Origin of the sequence: Xylanimonas ulmi (genome assembly GCF_004216535.1) — a bacterium.
Taxonomy (GTDB): Bacteria; Actinomycetota; Actinomycetes; order Actinomycetales; family Cellulomonadaceae; genus Xylanimonas; species Xylanimonas ulmi.
In genome coordinates this window covers 1,606,042-1,632,723 of sequence record NZ_SGWX01000001.1, presented here as the reverse complement: position 1 = coordinate 1,632,723, position 26,682 = coordinate 1,606,042, and the positions used below count along the sequence as shown (strand labels likewise).

25 protein-coding genes are annotated in these 26,682 nt (G+C 72.0%); 12 read left to right on the top strand and 13 right to left on the bottom strand.

Annotated elements, in window-relative coordinates; all coding sequences use genetic code 11:
- Window positions 1-49 precede the first annotated feature (49 nt).
- Window positions 50-3,343, top strand: a complete 3,294-nt coding sequence (locus EV386_RS07520; RefSeq protein ID WP_130413761.1) for an ATP-binding protein — start codon at window positions 50-52, stop codon at window positions 3,341-3,343.
- 61 nt (window positions 3,344-3,404) lie between these two features.
- Here the strand turns inward: EV386_RS07520 and EV386_RS07515 are convergent, their stop codons facing one another.
- From EV386_RS07515 to EV386_RS07495, 5 genes are all read right to left on the bottom strand, one after another.
- Window positions 3,405-4,226, bottom strand: coding sequence for an ABC transporter permease (locus EV386_RS07515; RefSeq protein ID WP_130413758.1), 822 nt, complete (start codon window positions 4,224-4,226; stop codon window positions 3,405-3,407).
- Window positions 4,223-5,206: an ATP-binding cassette domain-containing protein gene (locus tag EV386_RS07510; RefSeq protein ID WP_130413756.1), complete on the bottom strand. Its 984-nt coding sequence runs from the start codon at window positions 5,204-5,206 to the stop codon at window positions 4,223-4,225. The genes EV386_RS07515 and EV386_RS07510 overlap by 4 nt, the downstream gene beginning before the upstream one ends.
- 337 nt (window positions 5,207-5,543) lie before the next feature.
- Window positions 5,544-6,476 (bottom strand): COX15/CtaA family protein, encoded by a 933-nt coding sequence (locus tag EV386_RS07505; protein ID WP_130413754.1) that lies wholly within the window; start codon window positions 6,474-6,476, stop codon window positions 5,544-5,546.
- 110 nt (window positions 6,477-6,586) lie between these two features.
- Window positions 6,587-7,357: an ABC transporter permease gene (locus EV386_RS07500; protein ID WP_130413752.1), complete on the bottom strand. Its 771-nt coding sequence runs from the start codon at window positions 7,355-7,357 to the stop codon at window positions 6,587-6,589.
- Window positions 7,354-8,223: an ABC transporter ATP-binding protein gene (locus EV386_RS07495; RefSeq protein WP_130413750.1), complete on the bottom strand. Its 870-nt coding sequence runs from the start codon at window positions 8,221-8,223 to the stop codon at window positions 7,354-7,356. Before EV386_RS07495 ends, EV386_RS07500 begins: the two co-directional genes overlap by 4 nt.
- A 151-nt stretch (window positions 8,224-8,374) precedes the next feature.
- Between EV386_RS07495 and EV386_RS07490 the strand changes: the two genes are divergently transcribed.
- The 8 genes from EV386_RS07490 to EV386_RS07455 are packed head-to-tail and all read left to right on the top strand — an operon-like array spanning window position 8,375 to window position 15,109.
- Window positions 8,375-9,154: a helix-turn-helix transcriptional regulator gene (locus EV386_RS07490; RefSeq protein WP_130413748.1), complete on the top strand. Its 780-nt coding sequence runs from the start codon at window positions 8,375-8,377 to the stop codon at window positions 9,152-9,154.
- Window positions 9,151-10,578, top strand: coding sequence for a Fe-S cluster assembly protein SufB (gene sufB / locus EV386_RS07485; protein ID WP_130413746.1), 1,428 nt, complete (start codon window positions 9,151-9,153; stop codon window positions 10,576-10,578). The genes EV386_RS07490 and sufB overlap by 4 nt, the downstream gene beginning before the upstream one ends.
- A gap of 1 nt (window position 10,579) precedes the next feature.
- A complete protein-coding gene (sufD, locus tag EV386_RS07480) occupies window positions 10,580-11,815 on the top strand; it encodes a Fe-S cluster assembly protein SufD (RefSeq protein ID WP_130413744.1) in 1,236 nt (411 codons plus the stop codon).
- Window positions 11,816-11,819: 4 nt separating this feature from the next.
- Window positions 11,820-12,161, top strand: a complete 342-nt coding sequence (locus EV386_RS07475) for a non-heme iron oxygenase ferredoxin subunit (RefSeq protein ID WP_130413742.1) — start codon at window positions 11,820-11,822, stop codon at window positions 12,159-12,161.
- 23 nt (window positions 12,162-12,184) lie between these two features.
- On the top strand, window positions 12,185-12,952 hold the full coding sequence (sufC, locus tag EV386_RS07470) for a Fe-S cluster assembly ATPase SufC (protein ID WP_130413740.1): 768 nt from the start codon (window positions 12,185-12,187) through the stop codon (window positions 12,950-12,952).
- A gap of 16 nt (window positions 12,953-12,968) precedes the next feature.
- Window positions 12,969-14,270 (top strand): SufS family cysteine desulfurase, encoded by a 1,302-nt coding sequence (locus EV386_RS07465; RefSeq protein ID WP_130413738.1) that lies wholly within the window; start codon window positions 12,969-12,971, stop codon window positions 14,268-14,270.
- Between the two features lie 10 nt (window positions 14,271-14,280).
- Window positions 14,281-14,760, top strand: coding sequence for a Fe-S cluster assembly sulfur transfer protein SufU (gene sufU, locus EV386_RS07460; RefSeq protein ID WP_130413736.1), 480 nt, complete (start codon window positions 14,281-14,283; stop codon window positions 14,758-14,760).
- A gap of 13 nt (window positions 14,761-14,773) precedes the next feature.
- Entirely contained in the window at window positions 14,774-15,109 is a 336-nt protein-coding gene (locus EV386_RS07455) for a metal-sulfur cluster assembly factor (RefSeq protein ID WP_130413734.1), read from the top strand.
- Between the two features lie 22 nt (window positions 15,110-15,131).
- Here EV386_RS07455 and EV386_RS18485 read toward each other — a convergent pair whose 3' ends face one another.
- The gene (locus tag EV386_RS18485) at window positions 15,132-15,650 is read right to left on the bottom strand and encodes a hypothetical protein (RefSeq protein WP_207216489.1); all 519 of its coding nucleotides are present in this window, start codon (window positions 15,648-15,650) and stop codon (window positions 15,132-15,134) included.
- A gap of 838 nt (window positions 15,651-16,488) precedes the next feature.
- Here EV386_RS18485 and EV386_RS07445 point away from each other — a divergent pair.
- Window positions 16,489-17,988, top strand: a complete 1,500-nt coding sequence (locus tag EV386_RS07445; RefSeq protein ID WP_242607874.1) for a recombinase RecB — start codon at window positions 16,489-16,491, stop codon at window positions 17,986-17,988.
- Window positions 17,989-18,419: 431 nt separating this feature from the next.
- Here the strand turns inward: EV386_RS07445 and EV386_RS18820 are convergent, their stop codons facing one another.
- Window positions 18,420-18,551: a hypothetical protein gene (locus tag EV386_RS18820; protein WP_278025426.1), complete on the bottom strand. Its 132-nt coding sequence runs from the start codon at window positions 18,549-18,551 to the stop codon at window positions 18,420-18,422.
- Between the two features lie 521 nt (window positions 18,552-19,072).
- Here EV386_RS18820 and EV386_RS07440 point away from each other — a divergent pair.
- Window positions 19,073-19,492 carry a hypothetical protein gene (locus EV386_RS07440; RefSeq protein ID WP_130413730.1) on the top strand — a complete coding sequence of 140 codons (420 nt, stop codon included), beginning with the start codon at window positions 19,073-19,075 and terminating at the stop codon, window positions 19,490-19,492.
- A 12-nt stretch (window positions 19,493-19,504) separates the two neighbouring features.
- Here the strand turns inward: EV386_RS07440 and istB are convergent, their stop codons facing one another.
- From istB to EV386_RS07425, 4 genes are all read right to left on the bottom strand, one after another.
- Window positions 19,505-20,293, bottom strand: a complete 789-nt coding sequence (gene istB, locus EV386_RS07435) for an IS21-like element helper ATPase IstB (protein ID WP_130413728.1) — start codon at window positions 20,291-20,293, stop codon at window positions 19,505-19,507.
- The gene (gene istA, locus EV386_RS07430) at window positions 20,290-21,567 is read right to left on the bottom strand and encodes an IS21 family transposase (protein WP_130413726.1); all 1,278 of its coding nucleotides are present in this window, start codon (window positions 21,565-21,567) and stop codon (window positions 20,290-20,292) included. The genes istB and istA overlap by 4 nt, the downstream gene beginning before the upstream one ends.
- A 47-nt stretch (window positions 21,568-21,614) precedes the next feature.
- Window positions 21,615-21,758 (bottom strand): hypothetical protein, encoded by a 144-nt coding sequence (locus tag EV386_RS18275; protein ID WP_165399873.1) that lies wholly within the window; start codon window positions 21,756-21,758, stop codon window positions 21,615-21,617.
- 151 nt (window positions 21,759-21,909) lie between these two features.
- Window positions 21,910-22,206: a hypothetical protein gene (locus EV386_RS07425; protein WP_130413724.1), complete on the bottom strand. Its 297-nt coding sequence runs from the start codon at window positions 22,204-22,206 to the stop codon at window positions 21,910-21,912.
- Window positions 22,207-22,390: 184 nt separating this feature from the next.
- On the opposite strand from EV386_RS07425, the gene EV386_RS07420 reads away from it, so the two are divergent.
- Complete coding sequence (locus tag EV386_RS07420; protein ID WP_130413722.1) at window positions 22,391-23,494, top strand: hypothetical protein; 1,104 nt, start codon at window positions 22,391-22,393, stop codon at window positions 23,492-23,494.
- 614 nt (window positions 23,495-24,108) lie between these two features.
- Here EV386_RS07420 and EV386_RS07410 read toward each other — a convergent pair.
- On the bottom strand, window positions 24,109-24,888 hold the full coding sequence (locus EV386_RS07410) for a DnaJ-like cysteine-rich domain-containing protein (protein WP_130413718.1): 780 nt from the start codon (window positions 24,886-24,888) through the stop codon (window positions 24,109-24,111).
- A complete protein-coding gene (locus EV386_RS07405; RefSeq protein WP_130413716.1) occupies window positions 24,824-26,596 on the bottom strand; it encodes a hypothetical protein in 1,773 nt (590 codons plus the stop codon). Before EV386_RS07405 ends, EV386_RS07410 begins: the two co-directional genes overlap by 65 nt.
- Window positions 26,597-26,682: the final 86 nt, after the last annotated feature.

Genomic DNA, 26,682 nt, shown 5'->3' with positions numbered 1-26,682 from the left:
TGGCGCCCCGCGGCGCGTCCGTGCAGGTTGGGCCGGTTAGGGTTGCCGAGTGCTCCACCCCACCGAGCCCTGCGTCGGCGTCCTTGGACCCGTGACCGTCGCGGGTCCCGACGGCGGTCCGCGCCCGCCCCGCGGCGAACGCGCCGCGGCGCTCGTCGTCGCGCTCGCGCTCGCGGGCGGCCGTGCCGTACCCGCCGCCTGCCTGGTCGAGGACCTGTGGACCGACGGCGTGCCCGCCGACCCGCGCGCCGCCCTGCAGTCGCTCGTGTCCCGGCTGCGGGCGACCGCGGGCGGCGCCGTCGTCGTCGCCCGGACCGGGGGGTACGCGCTCAATGCGCCCAGCGACCTCGACGCCGCCGGCGCGGAGCTGGACGCCGCGCGCCGCGCGCTCGCGCACGGGGCGCCCGCCGACGCGGCCGAGGCCGCACGCAGGGCCCTGGCCCGCTGGCGCGGCACGCCGGGCGACGGGCTCGGCCCGTCCTTCGAGGCGCTGGCGGGGGTGCTGGGCGCCACGGCGGCCCGGCTGCACGACGACCTCGTCGCCGTCCACCGCCAGGCCGCCGTCACGATGGGCGACCACGAGACGGTCGTCGCCCTCGCGACCCCCGCGTTCGACGCCGACCCCACCGACGAGGTCGCCGCGCGCGACCTGCTCACCTCGCTCGGCGCGCTCGGACGCCGAGACGAGGCCGCGCGGGTGTTCGCGCACCTGCGCCACGCGCTCGTCACCGAGCTGGGCGCTGACCCGTCACCCGACCTGGCGGCGTTGGTGAGCGGGCTCGGGCCGGCGCCACAGACCCCGGCGCCCGCGCGCGTCGCGGCCCGCACGCTGCGCGCCGCGGCGCAGCCGCTGCTCGGCCGCGACGCCGACGTCGGCGCGGTGCTCGCCGCTCTCGACACCCACCGCCTGGTCACCATCCTCGGCCCCGGCGGGCTGGGCAAGACGCGTCTCGCGCTCGAGGTCGCCGGCCGCGCGCGTGACGGCGCATCCGCCGAGCCGCCGCAGGTCGCCGTCGCCGAGCTCGCCGGCGTGCGCACCGACGACGACGTGCCGCTGGCGCTCGCGGACGCGCTCGGCATCCCCGCGACCACCTCGGCGCGCATCCGCGACCGCATGCTCGTGGGCGACGTGCGCGACCAACTCGTGGAGCGGGTGCGGTCGACGCCGACGCTGCTCGTGCTCGACAACTGCGAGCACGTCGTGGCAGGGGCCGCGGAGTGGACGGACGAGCTGCTCGCCTCGGCCCCTGGACTGCGCGTGCTGACGACGTCGCGCGCACCGCTCCAGCTCGCCGCCGAGCAGGTCTACGCGCCCGCGCCGCTCGACGCGCGCGGGGCGGGCGCCGAGCTCTTTCGCCGTCGCGCCACAGCGGCGCGCCCGGGCGCGCACCTGCCCGACGACGTCGTGGTGCGGCTCGTCGAGCGACTCGACGGGCTGCCGCTCGCGATCGAGCTCGCCGCGGCCCGGGTGCGCACGATGAGCGTCGAGGAGATCGAGGCGCACCTCGACGAGCGGTTCGCGCTGCTGCGCGGCGGCGATCGCACGGCCCCCGAGCGGCACCGCACCCTGGAGGCCGTCATCGCGTGGAGCTGGAACCTGCTCGAGCCCGCGCAGCAGGAGTTGTGGCGGCGCATGGCCGTGCTGCCCGACGGCTTCTCCGCGCGCGCCGCGGCGGTGCTCGGGCGGCTTGACCCAGGCGCGCGGCCGCTGGACGCGCTCGACGACCTCGACGCGCTCGTCACCCAGTCGATCGCGGCCGCCACCGACGTGCCGGGCGGGACGCGCTACCGCATGCTCGAGACGGTCCGCGAGCTGGGCCTCGTGCGGCTCGACGAGGCGGGCGAGGCCCCCGCCGTGCACGCCGCGATGTGGGCGTGGGCGACCGAGGTCGCCGACCGCTGCTCGGGCGAGCTGCTCGGGCCCGGCCAGCTCGACGCGCTCGACGAGATCGCGCGCGAGCACGAGAACCTGCTCTTCGCACTGCGCGCCGCCGCCGCCCCCGCCACAGCGCCGCCACGACCCGGGGCGTCCGCGGCGCTGCGGCCCGACGTCGTCGTCCACGTCTTTGTCGCGCTCACCGGGGTGTGGGTGCTGCAGGGCGCCCCCGAGCGGGCCGCCGGACTCGCCTCCGCCGTCGTCGAGGCGGCGACCTGGTGGGACGTGCCTCGCGCCGACCGCGACCGGGCGGCGCTCGCGTTCGGGTTCGCCGGGGTGTCGCGGGGCATGGAGGGCGGCCCGGGCGCCGCCCGGATGATCGCCCGTCTGGTGCGCCTGCTGCGGGTGGACGACGCGGACCCGGCCGGACCCGCCATCGGGCGTCGCACGCGCCTGGTCGCCCGCACGCTCCTGGCCGCGCTCGGCCGCGACCTCGACGAGGTCGTGCGACTCATGGGCGCGCTGCGCCACGACGACGACCCGTTCCTCGTCTTCATGGCCTACGCGGCCCTCGCACAGGAGGCGGAGAACGACGGACGCCTCGCGGACTCGGTGGAGATGGCGATCAAGGCATACGAGGCGGCGCAGCCTGTCGGCGACGTCGCGTCGCGCGCGTTCGCGGCCATGCTCGCCGCCTCCGGGCTGAGCGAGGACGGCGACTCGGCCGCGGCGATCGAGTGGTCGTCTCGCGCCCGGGCCGGATTGGGGCGGCTCGGCACGGGGGACGCCACCCGCATGCTCGACTGGATCGACCTGGCCGCTGCGCTGGATCGAGGCGACGTCGAGGAGGCGGAGCGGCTGTGCGACTCGCTCGACACCGCCGACGGTGAGGGTCGCGGGGCCGGCGGAGTGGAGCAGAGCGCCGTCGTCCACGCGGGACGCGCCGAGGTGGCGTACGCGCGCGGCGACGTCGACGGTGCGCTGGAGGCCTACCGGCAGGCGCGTGCCGCGCTCGCGGGCGAGGAGGGACCCGCGGCGCCGTGGGCGATCATGATGGGCGCGGCGTCGGCGGTGCGGCTCGCCCAGGCGGGGCGCCGGGCCGAGGCGCTCGACGCGGCGCGCGACGCAAGCCGGCGCGCGGCGGCGTTCATGGTGATGTGGGCGGCGCGCGGCGTGGACCGCCCCGTGCTGGGCACGACGTGCGTCGGCGCCGCCGTCGCACTGGCCCAGGACGCGGAGGCGAGCGCCGCCGACGTGGCGCTGGGCCTCGAGCTGTGGAGTCTCGGGGAGGCGCTCGGCGCGCGGCAGGACTTGGAGGCGCTGCGGCGCGCGCCGCTGCGCGCCTCCCTCGCCGCCCGGCACGGCGCCGCCCTGGACGCGGCCGCCGCGCGTGTCGCGGCGCTCGACCGGGAGACTCAGCCGGCGCGCGCGCTGGCCTTGCTGGAGTCGTTCGCAGGCCCCGCCTGAGGTTCACGCCGTCGGCCCCCGGCAGCGAAGCCGCCGAGGGCCGACCGGACCTACGGATGGATCACGCCTTGCGCATGTACGCGCGCACGGCGAGCGGGGCGAAGACCACCACGACGACGGCGGCGCCCGCCAGGGCCAGGAGCACGTCGCTTCCGCCCGAGCCGCCAGCCGCCAGCTCACGCACCGCCGTGACCAGGTGCGAGATGGGGTTGACGTTGACGAACCCCCGCAGCCAGCCCGGCAGCGTGTCCGCCGGGACGAAGGCGTTGGACAGGAACGTCAGAGGGAACATGATCATCATCGAGATGCCCTGCACCGAGGACGCGGTGCGGGCGATCATGCCGAAGAACGCCCAGATCCAGCTCACCGCCCACGCGACGAGCATGACCAGGAGCGCCGCCCCGATCAGCCGGAGCGCGCCGCCCGCCGGGCGCCAGCCCATGATCAGGCCCATGACGATGGTCAGCGTCGTGGCGATGAGGTAGCGGACTGTGTCCGCGAGCAGGGCTCCGGCCAGCGGGGCGATGCGGGCGATCGGCAGCGACCGGAACCGGTCGAACACGCCCTTGTCCATGTCCTCACGCAACTGGGTGCCCGTGACGACCGACGTCGTGATGACGGTCTGCACGAGGATGCCGGGGATGATCGTCGGCAGATAGTCGGTGACGCTGCCGGCGATGGCGCCGCCGAAGATGTAGGTGAACATGAGCGTGAAGATGATCGGCTGCAGCGTCACGTCGAAGAGCTGCTCGGGCGTGCGGCGGATCTTCACCAGCCCGCGCCACGCCATGGTCAGCGACTGCGAGACGGTCGTGGCGAGAGTGACGGGGTGCGCCGCCTGGGCGCGCGCCAGGGGAGCGGTGGGAGCGGTCAGGGTGGTCATGCGAGCACCTTCTCTGCGGCGTGGGCGGCGTCATCGCTGGTCGCGGCGTGCCCGGTGAGCGTGAGGAACACCTCGTCGAGCGAGGGCTTGGCGAGGGCCAGCTCCAACACCTCGACACCGGCCTCGCGCAGGCGCAGCAGCACCTCGGTGACGACCGTCGAGTCGTCGACCGGCGCCGAGACCCGCAGGCCGTCGGCGAGCGGCGCCGACGAGGGCTCCTGCCCGACGACGGTGAGCAGCACGCCCCGCGCGCGGTCGGCGTCGCGGCGGGCGATGGTCACCTGCAGCGACTGCTGGCCGACGGAGCGCTTGAGGTCGTCGGCCGTGCCCTCGGCCACGACGCGGCCGCGGTCGATGACGGCGATGCGGTCGGCGAGCTGGTCGGCCTCGTCGAGGTACTGGGTGGTGAGCAGCACGGTCGAGCCTTGCGCGACCAGGCGCCGGATGGTGTCCCACATCTGGTTGCGGGTGCGCGGGTCGAGGCCCGTGGTGGGCTCGTCGAGGAAGATGAGCGGAGGCTGCGCGATGAGGCTCGCGGCGAGGTCGAGGCGGCGGCGCATGCCACCGCTGAATGCCTTGAGCGGCTTGCGCGCCGCCTCGGTCAGCGCGAACTCCTCGAGCAGCTCGACCGACTTGGCCCTCGCGGCGCGGCTCGACAGGCCCAGGAGCCGGCCGAAGATCACGAGGTTCTCGGTGGCCGACAGGTTCTCGTCGACTGAGGCGTACTGGCCGGTGACGCCGATGAGGGAGCGCACGGTTTGCGGGTCGCGCAGGACGTCGTGCCCGAAGACGCGGGCGTGGCCGCCGTCGGGCCGCAGCAGCGTGGCGAGCATGCGGATGGTGGTGGTCTTGCCGGCGCCGTTGGGGCCCAGGACGCCGTAGACCGAGCCGGTCGCCACCGTCAGGTCCACGCCGTCGACGGCGCGGTTGTCGCCGAAGACCTTGACGAGGCCCGTGGCCTCGATCGCGGGGTTGTTCATGGCACTGAGCGTGCGCCGACGCGCTGTCACCACCCTGTCACGCCCCTGTCACACCCCCGCCGCCCGCTCGCACACCCCACCCACGAGCCCGCCGGGCCGCAGCCGCCGCGCCCGCTGCCTGCTCGCCTGCCCGCTGCGCCGTCGGATGCTCGCGCGTCGGCGGGGGAGTGGAGTTCGAGCATTCGCGGAGAGTTCGAGCAATCAGGGGCGTCTTCGAGCCCTCGGGCGCTCGAACTCCCACCGGATGCTCGAACTCTCCGCGCATGCTCGAACGCGCGGGCCGGGCCGGGCCGGGCTGTGCGGGCGCGGCGAGGGGTGCGCGGGTGGTGCTGGGGTGTCAGGGGCGGGTGCGTAGGGTCAGCACGGCGTGGGCGGTCGCCCAGATGAGCAGGCCGGCGCCCAGCATGTGCACCCCCACCAGCCAGGCCGGCAGGCCGGTGAAGTACTGCGTGTAGCCGATCGCGCCCTGCGCGAGGGTCGCGGCGACGGCCAGCCACGCGGCGCGGCGGGCCGCGGCGACCCGTGGCGACGTCGTCGTGCGCGACAGCAGCAGGACCAGCGCGGCGAGCGCGATCACGAACAGCCACACCGCGCCCGAGTGCGCCCGGGTGATGGCCATCGGGTCGAACGCGAAGCGGTAGCCGACGGTGTCGTCACCCGAGTGCGGGCCCGAGCCGGTCACGAGCACGCCCAGCGTGATGACCGGGATCAGCAGGATCCCGAGCGCCCATCCGGCCGCGCGCACCCGCGGCCCGGCCAGCGGCACGGGTGTGCCGTCGCCCTCGCCGTGGCGGTGCAGCAGGTAGGCCGAGAGCCACACCAGCGCCGTCGAGACCGCCATGTGCAGCGACACCCAGCGTGGGTCGAGCTCGAGCAGCACGACGACGCCGCCGATGACCGCCTGCGCGAGCACGCCGGCCAGGGGCACGAGGCCGAGGGCGCGGTAGGCGCGAGAGCGCGAGCGGTCGGTCCACACCAGCAACAGCACGAGGACGCCGACGGCGACCAGCACGCCGGTGATCGTCCGGTTCCCGAACTCCACGAACGGGTGGAAGCTCGACTCGGGGTGGTACCGCGGGGTGAAGCTGCCCGGCGTGCACATCGGCCACTCGGAGCAGCCCAGGCCCGAGGCGGTCAGCCGCACGGCGCCGCCGGTCACGATGATCGCGATCTGCCCGATCACGTTGGCGATGAGCACGGCGCGCGTGTGTCGGCGCCACGGGGCCAGCCGGTCGCGGCGTGCCGTGTCGTTCACGAGGGTCTCGGCCACAGGCCCACGCTAGCGTCCGACGACGGCGCTCCCCGCCGCGAGCGGGCCCCGCGGGTGTGAGATACGCCGCGCGAGTGGCGCCCGCCGGGGTGTCATTGCCGCCGGGCGCGTCATTGCCAGCGGAACAGCCGCGCGGCGCTCCAGCCGAAGGCCGCGGTCCAGGCGATCAGCACGCCGATGGCGGCCAGGGGCACACCGCCGCCGAGCAGCGCGCCGCGCATCGCCTCGCCCAGTGCGCCCGAGGGCAGCAGCGCCGCGAGGGGCGCGAGCGGGCCGGGCAGGCGGTCGGGCGGCACGAGCACGCCGCCGCCGGCGATCAGCAGGACGAGCATGAGGTTCGCCACCGCCAGCACACCCTCGGCGCGCAGCGCCCCCGCGATGAGCAGGGCGAGCGAGGTGAACGCCGCGGTGCCCAGCAGTCCGGCTCCGACGGCCGCGGCGACACCCTCGACGTGCGGGCGCCAGCCGAGGCCGAGTGCGACGCCCGAGATCACGACCGCCTGCACCACCTCGACCGCGAGCACGCCGAGCACCTTGCCGGCGAGCAGGCCGCCGCGGCCCAGCGGCGTGGTGGCCAAAAGCCGCAGCACGCCGTTGCGCCGGTCGAAGGCCGTGGCGATCGCCTGAGACGTGAACGCGGTGGACATGACGGCCACGGCGAGCACGCCCGGGGTGGCGAAGTCGACGCGCGTCGCACCCGCGGTGTCGAGCTCGAAGATCGAGGTGCGCACCAGCCCGACGAGCAGGAACAGCGGCAGCGCGAGGGTCACGAGGAGCTGTTCGCCGTTGCGCAGGATGGTCCGCGTCTCGAACGCCGCCTGGGCGGCGACGCGCCGCCATGCGGGCGCCGCGGCGCTGCGGTGGGCGGTCGTCGCGGTCATCGCAGGTGCCTTCCGGTCAGGTCGAGGAACACGTCCTCGAGCGTGCGGCGGCCGACCGTCACCGCGGGGTCGCTCACCCCGCGCTCGGCGAGCCACGCGCCGACGTGGGCGACGTCGAACCCGGGCGGCGCGGTGAACCGGACGGTCACCTCGGCGCCGGCGTCGGCGCTGCGCGCGAGCAGGTCGGGCACGGCGCCCGAGGCGATGACCTTGCCGTGGTCGACGACGTGCACGAGGTCGGCGAGTGCCTCGGCCTCGTCGAGCAGGTGGGTGGTGAGCACGACGGCGACGCCGTCGGCGCGCAGTTCGCGCACCAGGTCCCACACGGCGTGCCGCGACTGGGGGTCCATGCCAGCGCTGGGCTCGTCGAGGAACACGAGCTCAGGACGCCCCACGACGGCGCACGCGAGGGCGAGCCGCTGCCGCTGCCCGCCCGACAGGCGCCGCACCGGCGTGCGCGCGAAGGAGCCGAGCCCGAGGCGCTCGACCAGCTCGCCGACGTTGCGGGGGCGCGCGTACATCGCGGCCACATGCCGCAGGACCTCAAGGGCGCGGGCGCCGCTCGGCAGGCCGCCGTCCTGCAGCATGACGCCGACGCGTGGGCGCAGGGCCGCGGCGTCGGCGTGCGGGTCAAGGCCCAGGACACGCACCGTGCCGCCGTCGGGCGCGCGCAGGCCCTCGCAGCACTCGATGGTGGTGGTCTTGCCGGCGCCGTTGGGGCCGAGGACTGCGGTGACCTGGCCCGCGCGGGCGCTCAGCGCCAGGCCGTCGACGACGGCGCGGCCGCCGTAACGTTTGACCAGCCCGTCCACGACGAGGGCGGCGCCAGACGGCGTGCGCGTGGGTCGCGCGGTGGGGGAGGGCACCTCGGGATCGTACGGCGTGCGACCGCGGGTGAGGCAGGGAAGTGAGGTAGACCTTGCTTGACACCGTGGATTACGCAACAGGTATGTTCGCTATATCGTCTGCGGCCCCCCGACCGCGACCCATGCGCACCGACCCTGGAGGGAGACGCCTGTGACTACGCCTGACGGCGTCACCGCCGCACCGCGGGCCCCGCAGCAGGGCGCGGAGCCTGGCCCGCAACCGGGCGAGGAGTCCGCCGAGTCCACGCGTCGGCGGGTGCTCGAGCTCGTCGCGAGCGACGGCCCCGTCACGGCCGCCGACCTGGCCGCGCGCCTGGGCCTGACCTCGGCGGGGATCCGCCGCCACCTCGCCCAGCTCGAGGAGGACGGCACGATCACCGTGCACGCGGCGCCCGGCGTGGCGCCGGTGCGGCGCGGACGCCCGGCCCGCGCCTATGTGGTCACCTCGGGCGGCCAGGCCGAGTTGCACGACGCCTACGCCGAGTTGGCCGTCGAGGCGCTGCGGCACCTGCGGGCCGCGGGAGGGCAGGCCGCGGTCGCCGCGTTCGCGGCCCAGCGCTATGAGGACCTCATCGCGCACGTCGGGCCCCGGCTGACGGCGTCGGACCCCGCCAAGCGCGCGGCGCAACTGGCCGACGCGCTCTCCGGCGAGGGCTACGCCGCCTCGCTGCGGCCGGTCGCGGCGGCCACACTGGTGCCGATCGCGCAGCTGTGCCAGGGCCACTGCCCGGTGCAGCACGTCGCCGAGGAGTTCCCCGAGCTGTGCGAGGCTGAGGCCCGCGCCTTCTCCGAGCTGCTCGGCACGCATGTGCAGCGGCTCGCCACCATCGCGGGCGGAGCGCACGCCTGCGTCACGAACCTCCCCCTGGGGACCGCCCAGAACGCCACCCTGGGCGCCGCCCAGCACGCACCTGTGGAAGGAACACGATGACTGCACCTACGGAGCAGCGCACCGACGACGAGATCATCGCGTCGATCGGCTCGTACGAGTACGGCTGGCACGACTCCGACGCGGCCGGCGCCGTGGCCCGACGTGGGCTCTCTGAGGATGTCGTGCGCAACATCTCGGCCCTCAAGAAGGAGCCCGAGTGGATGCTCAACCAGCGGCTCAAGGCCCTGCGGCTGTTCGCCAAGAAGCCCATGCCGAACTGGGGCGCCGACCTGACAGGCATCGACTTCGACAACATCAAATACTTCGTGCGCTCCACGGAGAAGCAGGCGCAGAGCTGGGAGGAGCTGCCTGCGGACATCCGCGAGACCTACGACCGGCTCGGCATCCCCGAGGCCGAGAAGCAGCGCCTCGTGGCGGGCGTCGCCGCGCAGTACGAGTCCGAGGTCGTCTACCACCAGATCCGTGAGGACCTGGAGGCGCAGGGCGTCATCTTCGTCGACACCGACACGGGCCTGCGCGACTACCCCGAGATCTTCCAGGAGTACTTCGGCACCGTCATCCCCTCAGGCGACAACAAGTTCGCCGCGCTCAACTCGGCGGTGTGGTCGGGCGGCTCGTTCGTCTACGTGCCCCCGGGCGTGCACGTCGAGATCCCGCTGCAGGCCTACTTCCGGATCAACACCGAGAACATGGGCCAGTTCGAGCGGACGCTGATCATCGCGGACGAGGGCTCCTACGTGCACTACGTCGAGGGCTGCACCGCCCCGATCTACTCGAGCGACTCGCTGCACTCGGCGGTCGTGGAGATCATCGTCAAGAAGAACGCCCGCGTGCGCTACACGACCATCCAGAACTGGTCGAACAACGTGTACAACCTGGTGACCAAGCGCGCCACGGCCGCCGAGGGCGCGACCATGGAGTGGGTCGACGGCAACATCGGCTCCAAGGTGACCATGAAGTACCCGGCGATCTACCTGCTGGGCGAGCACGCGCGCGGCGAGACGCTCTCGATCGCGTTCGCAGGCGAGGGCCAGCACCAGGACGCCGGCGCGAAGATGGTGCACGCGGCCCCGCGCACGTCGTCGTCCATCGTGTCGAAGTCGGTCGCGCGCGGCGGCGGGCGCACGTCCTACCGCGGCCTCGTGCAGGTGCTCGAGGGCGCCGCGCACTCGGCCTCGAACGTGCTGTGCGACGCGCTGCTGGTCGACCAGATCTCGCGGTCCGACACCTACCCGTACGTCGACGTCCGCGAGGACGACGTGTCGATGGGCCACGAGGCCACCGTGTCCCGCGTGAGCGAGGACCAGCTGTTCTACCTGATGTCCCGAGGCATGCCCGAGACCGAGGCCATGGCCATGATCGTGCGCGGGTTCGTCGAGCCCATCGCGCGCGAGCTGCCCATGGAGTACGCCCTCGAGCTCAACCGCCTCATCGAGCTGCAGATGGAAGGGTCCGTCGGCTGATATGACCAGCACCACCGAGATCACCACCGACCACTCGCGGGCCAAGGCCGACGGCGCCCACACCCACGCCTTCGGGCAGGGCGTCGTCCCGGCCGGGTCGCGCGCCGAGCGGCTCACGTCGTTCGACCTCGCCGACATCCCCGTGCCCACGGGCCGCGAGGAGGAGTGGCGCTTCAGCCCCGTCGCGCGCCTGCAGCCGCTGTTCGCGGCCGAGCTCGGCGCCTCGGGCGTCGCCGTGGCCGTCACCGCGGCCCCCGAGGTCAAGGTCGAGACCGTCGGCCGCGACGACGAGCGCCTCGGGGCCGCCGGCAAGCCCGGCGACCGCACCGCCGTCACCGCGTGGAACGCGTTCGCGCAGTCCACGGTGGTCACGATCCCGGCCGAGGCCGTCGCGTCCGAGGTCACGGCCGTGCGCATCGAGGGGACGTCGACCGACGCGACCGCCACGCACGTGCTCATCCACGCCGAGCGGTTCAGCGAGGCCGTCGTCGTCGTCGACCACCGCGGCAACGCGCTGCTCAACGAGACGGTCGAGATCGTCGTCGACGAGGGCGCGCACCTGACGGTCGTGGCGGTGCAGGACTGGGCCGACGGCGCCGTCCACGCGTCCTCGCACCGCGCGCTCATCGGCCGCGACGCGCGCCTCAAGCACGTCGTGGTCACCTTCGGCGGCGACGTCGTGCGCATCACCCCCGACGCCGCGTTCGCCGGTGAGGGCGCCGAGGTCGAGATGGTCGGCCTGTACTTCGCCGACACCGACCAGCACCAGGAGCACCGCCTGTTCGTCGACCACGGGCAGCCGCGCTGCAAGTCGCGCGTCACCTACAAGGGCGCCCTGCAGGGCGTCGGCGCGCACGCCGTGTGGGTCGGCGACGTCCTCATCCAGCACCACGCCGAGGGCACCGACACCTACGAGCTCAACCGCAACCTCGTGCTGACCGACGGCGCCCGCGCCGACTCGGTGCCCAACCTCGAGATCGAGACGGGCGAGATCGAGGGCGCCGGGCACGCCTCGGCGACCGGCCGGTTCGACGACGAGCAGCTCTTCTACCTGCAGTCGCGTGGCATCCACGAGGCCGACGCCCGGCGCCTGGTCGTGCGCGGCTTCTTCGCCGAGCTCATCGAGCAGATCGGCGTGCCCACCGTGCAGGACCGCCTGCTCGCCTCGATCGAGGCCGAGCTGGAGAAGTCCATGAGCGTCATCACGGGTGTCGCCCCGGCCGACTCCGCGGAGTGACCGCGTGACATTCCAGTACGCCTGCGCGGTCGCCGACCTCGCCCCCGAGGAGGCCATGCTGGTCGAGCTCGACGGCGCCGACGGCGCCACCGTGCCCGTCGCCGTCGTGCGCGACGGCGACGGCGAGTACCACGCCCTGAGCGACATCTGCTCGCACGGCCAGGTCTCGCTGTCCGACGGCGAGGTGAGCGGCTGCCTCGTCGAGTGCTGGCTGCACGGCTCGCAGTTCGACGTGCGCACCGGCAAGCCCGTCCAGCTGCCCGCGATCAAGCCCGTCCCCCTGTACCCCGTGAGCATCGACGGCGAGAGCGTCCTGATCGACGTCGACACGCCCGTCGCCCTCTGACTTTCGAAGAACATGGAGTAGAAATGGCCACCTTGGAGATCCGCGACCTCCACGTCTCCGTCGAGACCAAGGAGGGCGCCAAGCCGATCCTGCGCGGCGTCGACCTGACCATCGCCAGCGGCGAGACCCACGCCATCATGGGCCCCAACGGCTCGGGCAAGTCCACGCTCGCCTCGGCGCTCGCGGGCCACCCGAAGTACGCCGTCACGCAGGGCTCCGTCACGCTCGACGGCGAGGACGTCCTGGCGATGAGCGTCGACGAGCGCGCCCGCGCCGGCCTGTTCCTGGCGATGCAGTACCCCGTCGAGGTGCCGGGCGTGTCGGTCGCGAACTTCCTGCGCACCGCCAAGACCGCCATCGCGGGCGAGGCCCCCAAGCTGCGCACGTGGGGCAAGGAGGTCAAGGGCGCGATGGAGAACCTGCGCATCGACCCGGCCTTCTCCGAGCGCTCGCTCAACGAGGGCTTCTCGGGCGGCGAGAAGAAGCGCCACGAGATCCTGCAGCTCGAGCTGCTCAAGCCGCGCTTCGCGATCCTCGACGAGACCGACTCGGGCCTCGACGTCGACGCGCTGCGCATCGTGTCCGAGGGCGTGAACCGGGCGCTCGCGTCGACCGACGTCGGCGTGCTGCTCATCACGCACTACACGCGCATCCTGCGCTACATCAAGCCCGACTTCGTGCACGTGTTCGTCGACGGACGCATCGCCGAGGAGGGCGGCCCCGAGCTGGCCGAGCGCCTCGAGAACGAGGGCTACGACCGGTTCGTGGGCGCCGGCGCCACGATGTCCTGACGCGAGGAGACCTGAGATGACCGTGACCGACACCGTGCTCCCGGGCGCCGTCGCGCCCGTCGACTGGGCGGCCGTCCGCTCGGACTTCCCCCTGCTCGGGCGCACGGTGCGGGGCGGTCGTCCGCTCGTCTACCTCGACTCGGCGGCCACCTCGCAGAAGCCGAACGTGGTGCTCGAGGCCGAGGTCGACTTCTACGAGCAGCGCAACGCCGCCGTGCACCGCGGCGCGCACCAGCTCGCTGAGGAGGCGACCGACGCGTTCGAGTCCGCGCGCGCCGCCGTCGCCCGGTTCGTGGGCGCAGGCGAGGACGAGATCGTGTGGACCTCGGGGGCGACCGCGGCGATCAACCTCGTCGCCTACGCGTTCTCCAACGCCTCGCTCGGGCGCGGGGGAGCGGCCGCCGAGCGGTTCGCGCTGCGTCCGGGCGACGAGATCGTCGTCACCGAGGCGGAGCACCACGCCAACCTCGTGCCGTGGCAGGAGCTGTGCGCCCGGACCGGGGCGGTGCTGCGGTGGTTCGGCGTCGGGGACGACGGGCGCGTCGACCTGTCCGACGCGGCCTCCGTCGTCGGGGAGCGCACGCGCATCGTGGCGTTCGGGCACGCGTCGAACGTGACCGGAGCCATCGCGCCCGTGGCCGCGTTGGTCGCGGCCGCGCGCGCCGTCGGCGCCTACACCGTGATGGACGCGTGCCAGTCCGTGCCCCACCTGCCCGTCGACCTGCGCGCGCTGGGCGTCGACTTCGCGGCGTTCAGCGGGCACAAGATGCTCGGGCCCACGGGCGTCGGCGCGCTCTACGGGCGCCGCGAGCTGCTCGAGGCCATGCCGCCGTTCCTCACCGGCGGGTCGATGGTCGAGGTCGTCACCATGGAGACGACGACGTACGCCCCGCCGCCGCAGCGCTTCGAGGCCGGCACGCAGATGGTCGCGCAGGCCGTGGGCATGGGCGTGGCGGCGCAGTGGCTCGACGAGCTCGGCATGCCCGCCGTCGTGGCGCACGAGCAGGCGCTGGCCGCCGAGCTGCTGCGCATCGCCGAGATCCCCGGCGTGCGCGTGATCGGACCACTCGAGGCGGCCGACCGGCTCGCCGTCGTGAGCTTCGTCGTCGACGGCGTGCACGCGCACGACGTCGGACAGGTGCTCGACGACCACGGCGTCGCCGTGCGCGTGGGACACCACTGCGCGCAGCCGCTGCACCGGCGGTTCGGCGTCGCGGCGACCGCGCGCGCCTCGGCGTCGGTCTACACGACGATCGACGAGGTCGTGGCCTTCCGGGAAGCGTTGGCCGGGGTCCGCGCGTTCTTCGGAGCGGAGTGAACGGAGAGGCATGAGCGCGCTCGATCAGATGTACCAGCAGGTGATCCTGGACCACGCCAAGCACCCGCACGGCCGCGGCCTCGTGGACGCGCCGGCGGGCGACCGGGTGGGGGAGTCCCACCAGGTCAACCCGACGTGCGGCGACGAGGTCACCCTGCGCGTCGCCGTCGCGGCGGGGGACGGCGGCCAGGTGGTCGACGGCGTGTCGTGGGAGGGCCAGGGGTGCTCGATCTCCCAGGCGTCGGTCTCGGTGATGACCGAGCTCGTCACGGGGCTCACACTGGAGGAGGTCGCCGAGGTCGACGCCGTCTTCCACCGGCTCATGGCCTCGCGCGGCAAGGGGCTCGACTCGGCGGAGGATGAGGATCTGCTCGGCGACGCGACCGCGTTCACCGGGACCTCGCAGTTCCCCGCCCGCATCAAGTGCGCGCTGCTCGGCTGGGCCGCGCTCAAAGACTCGCTGGCGCGCAGCGGCGCGCTGGCCCAGTAAGAGGAGAACATCCATGACCGACGAGGTGGTGTCGGCCGGTGTGACCACCGTGGCCGACGTCGAGGAGGCTCTCCGCGACGTCATCGACCCCGAGCTGGGGATCAATGTCGTCGACCTGGGGCTCGTGTACGGCATCCATGTCGACCCCAACAACCACGCGACGATCGACATGACCCTCACCTCGGCGGCGTGCCCGCTCACCGACGTGATCGAGGACCAGTCGGCGACCGCGCTCGAGGGGCTCGTGGCGGACTTCCGCGTCAACTGGGTGTGGATGCCGCCGTGGGGGCCCGAGAAGATCACCGACGAGGGGCGCGAGCAGCTGCGGATGCTGGGGTTCAACGTCTGAGTGGAGGGCTGAGGATCGATCCTCAGACCGCGGCGAGGCGTGCGGCCAGCCGATCGACGTGATCGATGAGGTGCGCGATTTCTCCATGCGCTGGCTCCAACTCGTAGGCATGCTGGTGGCAGGCCTCGCTGAGGCGGTGCCATGCGTACTGGGCAGAGGCGGCCAGACCGGGATCTACCTTGCAGTAGAGCGACTCAATGCAGGTGAGCGTTGCGCTGGCGCTCGCGGACCGTCCGGGATCGACGCCCCTTGCGAGGACCAGGCTCAGCAGGATGTCCTCCAGGGCGGCCCGGGCGAGCCAGGCGGAACGTCGAGTGGACAGGCGGCCACCGTCGTCCAGTTGACCCTGGGTGTCGGTCGCGGTGTCGTCGTAGACACCGACGCCGTCATCGTCGACTCCGGCCAGCCGCAGGGCCGGGACGCGGACGATGTCGAGGTCGAGGGTCCACTCGCCCCACCGCTCCCGGAAGTGGAAGCGACGCCCGTTGATGTCGCCTGTCCACTGCTCGGGCGCACACCCGCGGTGGGAGGTGACGGTCACCTGGCTGCGTCGTGAGCCACTCGGCCAACTCGCGCTCTTGCGCCTGTCGCGCGGCCCGCGCGGCGATCCCCTCCGGGCTCGCTGCGTCGGTGCCCAGTCCCGACCAGAACGCAGACAGGCCGCCGGCGCGCCGGACGGGGTCGCGGTGGCACGCGCAGGCGAACCCGTAGTCGTGCAGAGCGTCGGGCAGACGCGGATGGCACGGCAAAGGCACGTGTCACCATCGCGGTCGGTCCAGGTGAACAGCCGCTCGACCGCTCGACCGCGCGGCCGGCGAGCGTGCGTGCGACGTCGTCGGGGACCATCTCCGCGAACGACTCGACCAGCAGGTCAACGCAACGTGTGAGCGCCCCGGCCCGCCCGCTCCGCCGCCTGCCGAGTGCGCAACTCGGCCTGAAACTGCTCCTGGTCGAGCCGCTCCCGCTCCAGCCGGACTACCTCGGGATGCCCTCGCCATCGTGGGTCCTCTCCGCTCAGGGGCATCAGACTGCCGTGCGTGGGGCGTCGCGCCCGGCGACGGCATCGTGGCGTCTGGCCGTGCCGTCGACGCCGTTCTCAGGACGACGCGCGAGCTCCGCGCCGGACCGCGGTGGAGCGGGGCGCTCGTTCGTCGTCGGCCGTCAGCGGGCGATTGCCGTACCGGTCGGGAAGGATGGGGACGATGTCTGCGGGGGAGTGTGTGTCGATGGCGACTGGCGAGATCGTCTTGGGTGGGTACCCGGCGAAGATGTGCGCCCGGGCGGTGCACAACGACTTCTCCCCGTCGTCCCCACCGCGGCCGCCTGTGGACGAGGCTACGCAGCGTCTTTTCGACGAGGGGATCGCCTTTGAAGGCCATGTGAACGCGAGGCTCGCGCAGGCGCCCGGCGCGATGGTCCTCACCGACGTCGACGGGTGGGACGCCAACCGTTCGGCGACGCTGGCTGCGATGCGCGCCGGTGCCGCTGTCATCGTCAATGGGCGCCTTCCTGACGTCGGACCGCGCACGGGGGCTCCTGACGTCCTTGTGCGCATCGGGATCGGGTACGTGCCCGTCGATGTGAAGAACCACGGCACGCGCAGCGAGGCCAAGACGCGTTCGGCGACGGCGTCGACGCTGGACGCCCCCGCGGCGCTGCGGCAGGTGGGTGGTCTGTCGGACGCGGGCACGCATCGCGAGAGCGACGGCATCCAGTTGGCGCACTACACGCGCATGCTTCAGGACCTCGGACTGCACGCGGGAGACGATCACCTGGTCGGCGGGATCATCGGGAACTCGGACTTCACGCCCGAGGGCGGCGACCCTTGGCTGATCCGTTGGTACGGCCTGACCGATCCGGTCAAGGACACCTACTCGGCGTCCGCGTCGACGGGTCGCGCGAAGCGGTCGCTGCTCGAGCGGTACGACCACGAGTTCGCGTTCCGGCTCAAGGTCGCTCGCGAGGCTGCTGATGGGCGGGAGTTGGTGCGCCCGTTCCGGGTCGATGAGTGCGGTGCCTGCGTGTGGGCCTCCTGCTGCCGCGAGGTCGCGGGGCCCGAGGACGCGTCGTTCGCAATCGAGAAGGGGCTGCCGACCGCGCAGCAGTGGCGGCACCTGTATGACAAGCACGGGATTACGACGCTGGCCGACCTGGCCGCGCTGGAGCCTGGTGTGTGCGTGGAGTGGGGTTCGCGCGACACCCAGCCAGGCGCCCGCGCCGTCGGCAAGCTTGAGACGCTCGTGCGCCGGGCGCGCATGACGATGGCCGGCGTCGACTTCGAGCCGCTCGGCGCCTGGCCACAGATCCCGTCCGCGGACGTGGAGGTCGACTTCGACATCGAGTGGGACCTTGACGGGCGCATCTATATGTGGGGTCTTCGCGTTCGTGACGGCCAGGACGACGCCACTGCGGTCTTCGCCCCAGTCGTCTCGTACGTCCCGCTCGACGACGACGGCGCGGTGGAGCTTGCGCGTGAGTTCGCAGCGGTGATCGACAGGATCGCGACGGACGCGGAGTCGGCCGGCAAGTCGCTGCAGATCTACCACTGGACCAACCCGGAGCGAAGCCGGACGTCGAAGTACCCCGAGGTCCACAAGGCGCTCGAGGGTCGCACGTTCGACCTCGAGGCGTGGTTCCGCAAAGCGTTCCTCACTAGGCGAGGCACGTCGATCAAGGTCGTCGCGCCGCTCTTCGGGTTTCGCTGGTCGGTCGACGACGCCGGGGGGCTGCAGTCGCAGGTCGAGATCGAGCGGGCGCGCAGCGCTGATCCGGCGGAGGCCGCCGCGGGCCGGGCTTGGCTGCACAGGTACAACCAGTCAGACGTCGCCGCGCAGGCGGCCATCCGCGACGGGCTACGGGCGGCCCGGATCGGCGACTGAGCCTGGGTCCCTCGCGGTCTATCGCCCCGGCGGTGCCGGCCCCCGCGCCCACGTGTGCCACATGGTGGCCATAACACGGGTGGATGCGGCGGTTCTGCGCTGTGCACTGCCCGCCGCCTCCATCTCACCTCGGCGCTCATGTCCCGTGCGGGTCACGGGTCGCTCTGCTTCATAGCCGACGGCGTCCAGTCTGGCGGGCAGGAGAAGGCGATCGAAGAGGGACGCCAAGGCAGGGGTGTGCGGCACGGACGTCGACGGCGACGTCCCGGGTCCGGCGGAGGATGTTCTCGCGTGCATCGTTGGAGTCCGACGCGTCGCCACGCGTGCTCCGCGTCGCCGCGCCGATCTGGCACCCACGCGCCATCAGCGTCCTTCGCCGCGCACGCACTGCGCCAGAAGGCGCGCGCGGTGGAGGAGGGTGTCGTCGGTCATCAGAAGTCCAGGTCGATGTCGTCGCCCAGGTCGCCGTGGACCGGCGAGAAGTGCTCGGGCGGGTCGGCCAGCCACGCAGAGACCTGATCTCGCTGGGCGGCGGTGATCCCGACGATCGCGTTGGGCGCCATCTGTTGTATGGGGCGGCCGTCGGCTGCCCGCCCCACGCGTTGTCGTCGACGAAGAACACGGGTCGGTCGTGGTACCGCATGGCCAGGGCGCGCCATTTCCACCGGACCGAGTCCTCGTCCCAGCTCTCCGCGATGCCTTCGGCGGCGACCGGCAGGTTGGGAATCCCCAGCAGCGGCGCGAAGTAGCGGTTGGCGTGCTCCTGCCAGGTGGTCGCCCACACCGCCTCCACGCCCGCGTCGAGCAGGCCGCGCACCCACGCGCCGACCGGCGTCAGCAAGAACGTGTCCTCGCGCACCTCGTCGCGTTGCACGCCGTCGCGCTCGAACGCCCGCGACCACGGGGGTGTGAAACCGCGTGGGCCACGCCGCCCGCGCGAACCGGACCTCGAACCGTGCGATGTCCGGCTCCTGCGCGTCCAGCAGTGACGCCGCCTCGCGGTGTCAACGGTCTCTGAAAACTGACCCCCTCCGGGTTCCCGAAAACTGACCCCTCTCGGCTGCGACTCGGGCAGGCTTGGTGCGTGGCTGAGGTCGAGCGTGTGTTCCCGTTCTCGCCTCGATCGTCGCGCAGCCTCCGGGTTGGTGACCTGATCGGGGTTCCCCTGGAAGACGGCTCCTGGGCGTGTCTTCAGGTCACCGTGCTTCTGCCTTCAGGACCGGGGTCTGCGTCGTCGTTCGTCGTCACGCCGTTGCCGTGGCGCGGCCAGTCACCGCCGGTCGAGGCCACGGTCGCCGGGGTGGTGCCCACCGAACACGGACTGACCCACATTGACCTGTTCCGCAAGGCGGGCCTGGCTGTGACGGGCTGGGCGCCGGTCGAAGGCGACTCAGCACCGCGCTACGACCAGGACGCACCGGTCGGAACTCGGCATCTCGTGTGGGGCTATCGAACCGCGATCCAGCGCGCCATGGATGCGGCTGGGAGCTCACCTGAGCGCTGAGAAAGCTTCCGCTCATTTCTCGCGGTCCTTGGCGAGGAGTTCGCGGCGGGCTCGGGTGCGGTAGGACTCGCCGGCGAGGGTGAGGACCTCGGCGTGGTGAACGAGGCGATCGATCATGGCGGCGGCGACGACTTCGTCGCCGAAGACCTCGCCCCACCGGCCGAACGGCAGGTTCGAGGTGACCATGATCGAGCCCTGTTCGTAGCGGGAGGCGACGAGCTGGAAGAACAGGTTCGCCGCGTCGGTATCGAACGGGATGTAGCCGACCTCGTCGACGATGATCAGCTTGTAGCGGCGGATCTTCTTCAGCTCGGCCTCCAGGTGCCCGGCGTGGTGGGCACGGGCGAGGCGGTCGATCCAGTTCGTCGCGGTATCGAACAGGACCGAGTAGCCAGACTGGGCGGCCTTGATGCCCAGGCCCACCGCGAGGTGCGTCTTCCCGATGCCGGGCGGGCCGAGCAGGATCACGTTCCCCGCCTTGGGCACGAACGTCGCGGTGGCCAGGTGCGCGAGGACGTCCTTGCGCAAGGACGGCAGGTGGTCGAGGTTGAAGTCCTCGAGTGTCTTGATCGCCGGGAAGTGCGCGGTGCGGATCCGCATGGTCGCCCCGGAGGCTTCCCGGTCGGCGACTTGCCGTTCGAGGACCGCGGCGAGGTACTCCTCGTGGGACCAGTTCGCCTCCCGTGCCTGGTCAGCCAGCGTTTCCCAGGTGCGTGAGATCGTGGGCGTCTTCAGGACCCTCGTCAGGTAGGCCAGCTTCGAGGCCAGCCCGTCAGGTCTCGTGGTCGTGGTGGTGGTCATCTCGTCCCTTCAGCGGTAGAACCCGCCCCGGAGTCGGGGCGGGGGTCGAAGTCCACGCCGAACAGGGCGTCGTACTCGGGCAGCGCCCGGATCGCCACGACGTGCCCGTCGGCGTGGGTGCGGGTCGCCCGGGACGCCTTACGGCGTTCGGCGAGGTCGTGGCGCAGCGCCTTGGCGATCTCCCGGTGCTCCGGGTCGGTGATCGTCAGCTCGCGCGCCCAGGAGCGGGTGTGGTCGGCCACGACCTGCCCGTCACACGTGACGATCACCTGGTCGGCGGTGGCGCGGATGTCGACGAACCTGCCGATCGCGCGCGGGTCCACGGAGTAGTCGTTGGAGTCGATCCGCACGTAGTAGTCCCGCCCGAGCCGAACCCGGTGCGTGAGCCCGATCATCGGCGCGATCGGCGGCAGGTCGACCATGGCGGCGAGGTCCTGCTGGAACAGGTCGATGGGGCGGGCGCGGATCACGCGCATGCGGCGCACGTTCGCTGTGGTCTCAAGCCAGTGGGCGAACTGGGTGTTGAAGTCCTGCGGGCTGGTGAACGTGCGCCCCGGCAGGAACGAGGTCTCGAAGTACTTGTTGCGCCGCTCGATCCCGCCCTTGAACTCCGGATCCACCGCCGGGGCCAGCGTGATGCTCACCCCGAGGGTCCCGGCGAACGAGGCCGCCTCCACGGTCGGCTTGCCGCGCCCGCCGATCGCGGCCTCCCGGTCCCAGACCAGCTGCCGGGGAGCCTTGCCCCACCCCCTGATCAGGTTCCACATCCCGGCCAGGATGTCTCCGCCCTTGCGGGTCGGGATCATCACGGCGGCGGTCATCTTCGAGAACCCGAGCGTCATCGCGAGCACGGGCAGGATCTCCTCCTGGCCGGGGCCGACGGGGATCTTGTAGTCCGGGAACCACAGGTCGCACTGGGCGATGTCCCCGGCCTCGTACTCGGTGCGGTCCGACGGATCCAACCCGACGTACTGCGGCCGCAACGTCGTCAACCGCTTCTTGAGCGGAGACATCGAGTGCGGCCAGTTGATCCGCGACGCGATCTCCGGTGCACTCATCCGCGGCGCATTCAGCAGCAGCGACCGGATCGCCGGCTCGTACGCGTCGACGACCGACCCGGTCTTGGCCCGCTCGTACTGCGGCGGACGATCAGAGGCCAACGCCGCGCGCACCGTGTTGCGTGCGATCCCGAGCCGGCGCGCGATCTCCTTGATCGCCACGCCCTCCGACCTGTGCAACCGGCGGATCTCCGCCCAGTTCTCCACGCTGATCACCCCCGAAGCATCAACCAGGGGGTCAGACTTCCCAGCCCCTCAAGGGGTCAGTTTTCGCGAGGCGTCAACACGCGGACCGGACCGTCGGCGATCACGTTCTCCCGCAGGTAGTCGCGCACCTTCGCCGGGCCCGACACGCGGACCACGCCATCGACGTCGAGGGCCAGGACCGGGCGATGAGGTATCAGCATGCCGGCGCACCTGTCTCGGCTCTCGGCCGGCCCGGTCGACGCGGGTCGCCTGCGATGACGCCGTCCGTGGCTGACTCACCCGCCCGGCGGGCGGTCACGTGGCGCGACCACGGGCTCGCGCCGTTCCGACACGCGACGGCCACCGGCGTTCCTACGACTCCTGCCCGAGTTCGGCCAGCCGCCCCTGCTCGATCGGCTCGATCAGGACGACGGGTGTCGTTCGCCGTATGGTCGCCGCGCCGTCGCCGCGAAGGTTCAGCGTCAGGATCGCGTCCTTCCCGACCCTCAGGCCCGAGTGACGCTCACCGGTCATCTCGTCGAACCACGGGCCGCCCGCGAGAAACCTGCTGCCCGGCTCCGACTGGGCGGCGGCGAGCCTGCACACCTGCGGCGCGTCGTCGGGGGCGCTGGTGTCGAGCAGATGACGGGAACCGGACGCGGTGGTCACGAGCCACCGTCCCGGCTCGGTGACCGGATCGAGCGACGTCACGGGCGCGGGATCGGGCGGCAGATCTGCATGCATCCGTGGAGCCCCCCACGGGCGTCCGACATCGGCCGGCGAAGCGCGTTTTCGGCCGGACCGTTGCCTGGTGATGCAGGCGCTGTGTCGAGGCTTCGGGGAGGATGGGATGGTGGACGATTGCACCATCGGTACCGACCCCTACTGCGAGGTGTGCGGGCGTCCTGGTCAGCGTTGGGCGCCGTTCGACGCGGACCTGTGCGACCGGCACGCCGCCGACCAGTTCGACCAGACCGGGTGGGGTGACGACGGCCTCTATCTCGCGCAGATCACCGGCCCATGGGTCGCGGGGCCCGAGTACGGCGCGCCTGGCCTTCAGCCCGGAGGCGCGCACCTGCTGTCCTCACCGTCGACCGCAGACGTCGACGTCGGCATGACGCTCCCGTGCCTGACGCAGACCGGTGACATCGTCATGGTCAGGTACGTATGGGTCGAGCGGCAGCAGGACCAGTACGACACGGACGGGCACATCGCCCACCTCTACTACCGTGCCGAGCCGGTCGGTCCGATCCCGCCAGCCGTGAGGGCGATCATCGAAGGACTGCCGGTCGAGGCGCTGTTCGGGGCGGTGTCATACGACAACGAACCGCTGACCGTCGAGCAGATGGACGAGGGCATCGCGCAGGCAGTCACTGATGACTCGACGCGACAGTCGGGGCGCGTCGTCCACCCCGGTCCGCCTGGCGGGGTCGATGAGGACGACGTGTGCGAGGCCATGCACGGAGACGATGACCCGGAGATGGCGGCACAGATGACCGGCTGCGACCGCGACGAGTACGACCCCGGTGTCGCGGTGTTCTGCGAGGGCGAGTGGACCGCTGTCGTCAAGGCCATTCCCTCGGTCGTCGGCACGGGCGGCACACGCGATGAGGCGATGAGCGACCTGGTCTCAGCCGCCCGCGAGTACGCGTTCGACTGGAACAGCCACCTGCGCCACGCGCCCAACCACGTTGGCAATCGACGCTTCGTCCGGATCGTCGTGGACTGTGACGACGACGCCCTGCGCGACTGGCTGACCCGGAACGGGGACATTGACTGGGCGGAGTGCCGGGGGGCCGTGGACGAGATGGTCCCGGAAGCGGGCGTCAACGAGGATCACCGCGCCTGGGCGCGCGACATGCTCGGTGTTCGACCGCCGAGCGATCACACCATCACGTCGGAGGAGGTGGCGGACGCCGCGGCGCAGATGGATGTCGAAGAGGCGACGGACCGTTGAGCGACGCCGATCGGGTGGCCGCCGATGATGTGATCTCGACACGGTCCGTGCGAGTCCACTGGCCACCCGCCGCTCCGCGGCGATCGGTGACGTGCAAGATCGTCTGCCCGTCGTTGAGGGCGCGCCGCGACCAGGGGTCGCTGACGGTGTGGAACGGGCGGAGCAGCTCCGACCGCGGGTCATCGCCGACACAGAGCGGCGATACCTGCCCGGTCCGGCTCCGGCTTCTCGGTGGGCGCGGCCGTGAGCTGCCGGACGCGCGCGATGGTTAGCCCGAGTGCGAGGGCGACCTCCCGCTGGGTGAGCCCTAGGAATCGGACCCGGGCCGCACCGTGCCACATGACAAGGCGGCGTGGACCGCCGAGCACGCGCGTCCCCGCGTGCCGAACTAGCCTCAGGGCGGAAGTGCCCGCCACCCTGTCGGAGGGAAACAGCGAGACGATGAGCCACGACGACGGTCCGACCCCTGTCGTACTGGACCAGGACGATCTCTTGCTCGTCGACCGCGCGCTGCAGCGCCTTGTCGCCACTGGCGCCTGCGGAGGATGCGGGCGAGTGAGCTGGAGATTGGAGATGACGCCCAACGCCTTGTGGCGCGCGCTGTGTCCTGCCTGTCAGGCCGATTGGGACGCGGGGACGTTCGGACGCTTGCCAGACGCTGACTGAGGCGCCTCGCCGCGAGGGTCTCGGTCGACGACGATCGTGTAGCCGGCGCTGGTCACAACCACACGCAAGCCAGCGATGAGCGTTGCGCTCTCTGCCGCTGGCCCGCCGAGCAGGACGATGTCGCGTGCGGGTATGCCATCCGCCAGCGTGCGGCGGGCATCCGCGACGAGAGCGTCCTCATCGGTGCAGAGCCACCACTGGTCGTCATCGACAACTGCGAGCACGGTGCTTCGTGCGCAGTGCTCGGCAGCTTCATCTTCGGGCAGACGGGTGATCCCCACAGGCAGGTCAGTGAGCACCCGAGCGGGCGCCGGCGCGTCCCAGGTGGCCGGGACCGTGAAGCCGGAGGCTCCACCGCACACGCGGCAAACGACGACGCCGTCACGCCGCTCGCGGCCTCGGCCGTCGCACAACGAACACGAGTAGTGGTCACCACTCGGACCGACGCCGGTCCCGGCGCACGCTCCGCAGCGGCCGGTCTTGGGGCGGAAGCCGGGGTAGAGCCAGCGGTCGCAGGCCGGGCAGTGCATTCGGCCCAGTGTCAGCGTGCGTGCCACGCGGTCGTAGTCAAAACCGTCGTTGCCGTGCCAGGCGGCGCCGTGGTGCCCGCCGAGCGCGACGCTCCCGGGGTCGAACAAGCGGCTGATGACAGAGATGACGTTGTCAGGAGAGGTCACGGGTGCGTCCAGTTCCAGCGAGAGTTCCGAGCACGAATGCCCGATGGTCAAGGTCAGTCCTCAGGCCGCCGACACCCACGAGTCCACCGGACTCCCCGCCGAACAGGGCCTGCATCCCGCACGAGAGCACCTCGAAGTTGCCGTGCGAGTACTCGCGGCCGAAGTAGGGGTCTACGTAGCCGCCGTCGCGCGCGACCTCGCCGTCGTCGGCGTAGATCGGAGTCAGCGCTGCGACGTCCCCGTCCGCCTTGGTTGCCCGCCTCGCTGTGAAGAGCCCCTCAAGTCCCCTGACGCCGTAGACGGCCTCCTCGAACCGGTGCGCCAGCTCATGCACGCAGACCGCGAAGGTCTCCCCGGCTGGACCGCCTCCCGTTGCGGTGAACGCGGGGAGGGGCATGCGGTCGTCTTGCGCGTTCGTGCGGCTGGACGGTTGCCTCGTCCGTTCGATCCGACGGGGACCGTGGCGCGGGCGGCGCCACATCGCCTGTCCGTTCGCCACTCCGTGCAGGGTCCATCCCGATCCGAGGGGGCGCAGCCCCGCGTCGTCCGTGGTGGCGACGTCATGTGGCCAGTACTCCCACGCGGGCGCCGTCGGCTCTTGTTCCGACAGGCGCATCGCGTCGCCCTCGGGGATCCAGATGTAGTCACCGCGCAGGGTGGACAGGTTCTGCCCAGGGATGAGGTCCTTCTCCCAGTGCGTCCCCGCGCGAACTTCGGATCCGCGGACCTCACGTTCGAGATCGATCGGAGTCCCGCTCGAGTACCGAGCACGATCGGCACTGATCGAGACTCGGAGAGGCTCGCTGGTCTCGATGATCGTGCTGGATTCTGTATCCACTGCCGATGGTGCACGGGACAGTCGGTTGGACGCCTCGACCCACGCTTCGGGGAACACCGCGGTCGCGGCGCTGTAGGCATCGATGGCGTCCGGCTCCGAATCGGGGTGGAAGACGTGGTCACCGCCCATGGGGCGGATCTCGACAAGAGCGCCGAGATAACCAGCAGCCAGCCGCGCGAGGTCCGCTCGGGTCTCGACGTCATCGCCGACCTCGACGGCAGCGAGCCGACGCTCGGCACGCTGAACGGCGAGCGCCCGGTCATCCGGTGGGAGTGGGGGGGCATCGTGCACGCGGGACGTTGCGTCGATGACCTCGGGGTCCGTGACGTATGCCACCCTGGCCGCTATCAGTCGGCGCCGGGCGGACTCGCGAGAGGAGCGATGCCCCTCACACTCACAGATTCTCGTCTGGTCGATCGCCGCCTGATACACAAAGTCGAGTATGCCGAGACGGTGACGTCTCCCTGCCTTGAGAAGCACGGTGCGAACTGCGTCGCGCTGCCGCTGAACCTCGGTCGGAACGGCCTCGCGTGTCTCACGGGCGATCCGAGCCGTCCGGCGGGCACCACGTAAGCGAGTCCACCATGCGGCCAGCGCCTGCTCGGCGGTGATCCCCGCGAGCTGCTCTGCTCGGCGGGCGACAAGGTGCCCCAGGTGGATGACAGATTGCTCGATTGAGCCGAACTGGGCTTGCAGCGCATCTTTTGTGGCGAACTGCGACACCGTGGCGGCTTCGACCGCGGCCGTGTACTCCGCGGTCGCGTCTGCGTGCTCGTCGCGTACGGACGCGGGCATGAGATCGACGGTCCGCGTCGTGATGACGCCAATGCGCGCCGCGAGCTGCGTCCTTTGCTCAAGTTCGTCGGCGCCTTCTTCGGTCATCTCGTATTCCGAGGGTTGCTGTTCAGCTCCGGTGCTCATGGGCCCTTCCTTGTGACAGCTGACGGGGCCGATCCTCGCTGGTTAGCTTCCTCGGCGTCCCCTTCGGGCGCGACCTGAGCCGCACT

Excerpts from the sequence above, each read along its gene's own strand:
- sufB (WP_130413746.1), top strand. The coding sequence starts at position 9,151 with ATGACTGCACCTACGGAGCAGCGCACCGACGACGAGATCATCGCGTCG.
- EV386_RS07455 (WP_130413734.1), top strand. The coding sequence starts at position 14,774 with ATGACCGACGAGGTGGTGTCGGCCGGTGTGACCACCGTGGCCGACGTC.
- sufC (WP_130413740.1), top strand. The coding sequence starts at position 12,185 with ATGGCCACCTTGGAGATCCGCGACCTCCACGTCTCCGTCGAGACCAAG.
- EV386_RS18820 (WP_278025426.1), bottom strand. The coding sequence starts at position 18,551 with ATGGCGCCCAACGCGATCGTCGGGATCACCGCCGCCCAGCGAGATCAG.
- EV386_RS18275 (WP_165399873.1), bottom strand. The coding sequence starts at position 21,758 with ATGCTGATACCTCATCGCCCGGTCCTGGCCCTCGACGTCGATGGCGTG.
- EV386_RS07465 (WP_130413738.1), top strand. The coding sequence starts at position 12,969 with ATGACCGTGACCGACACCGTGCTCCCGGGCGCCGTCGCGCCCGTCGAC.
- EV386_RS07500 (WP_130413752.1), bottom strand. The coding sequence starts at position 7,357 with ATGACCGCGACGACCGCCCACCGCAGCGCCGCGGCGCCCGCATGGCGG.
- EV386_RS07510 (WP_130413756.1), bottom strand. The coding sequence starts at position 5,206 with ATGAACAACCCCGCGATCGAGGCCACGGGCCTCGTCAAGGTCTTCGGC.
- EV386_RS07405 (WP_130413716.1), bottom strand. The coding sequence starts at position 26,596 with ATGAGCACCGGAGCTGAACAGCAACCCTCGGAATACGAGATGACCGAA.
- sufD (WP_130413744.1), top strand. The coding sequence starts at position 10,580 with ATGACCAGCACCACCGAGATCACCACCGACCACTCGCGGGCCAAGGCC.
- istB (WP_130413728.1), bottom strand. The coding sequence starts at position 20,293 with ATGACCACCACCACGACCACGAGACCTGACGGGCTGGCCTCGAAGCTG.
- EV386_RS07515 (WP_130413758.1), bottom strand. The coding sequence starts at position 4,226 with ATGACCACCCTGACCGCTCCCACCGCTCCCCTGGCGCGCGCCCAGGCG.
- sufU (WP_130413736.1), top strand. The coding sequence starts at position 14,281 with ATGAGCGCGCTCGATCAGATGTACCAGCAGGTGATCCTGGACCACGCC.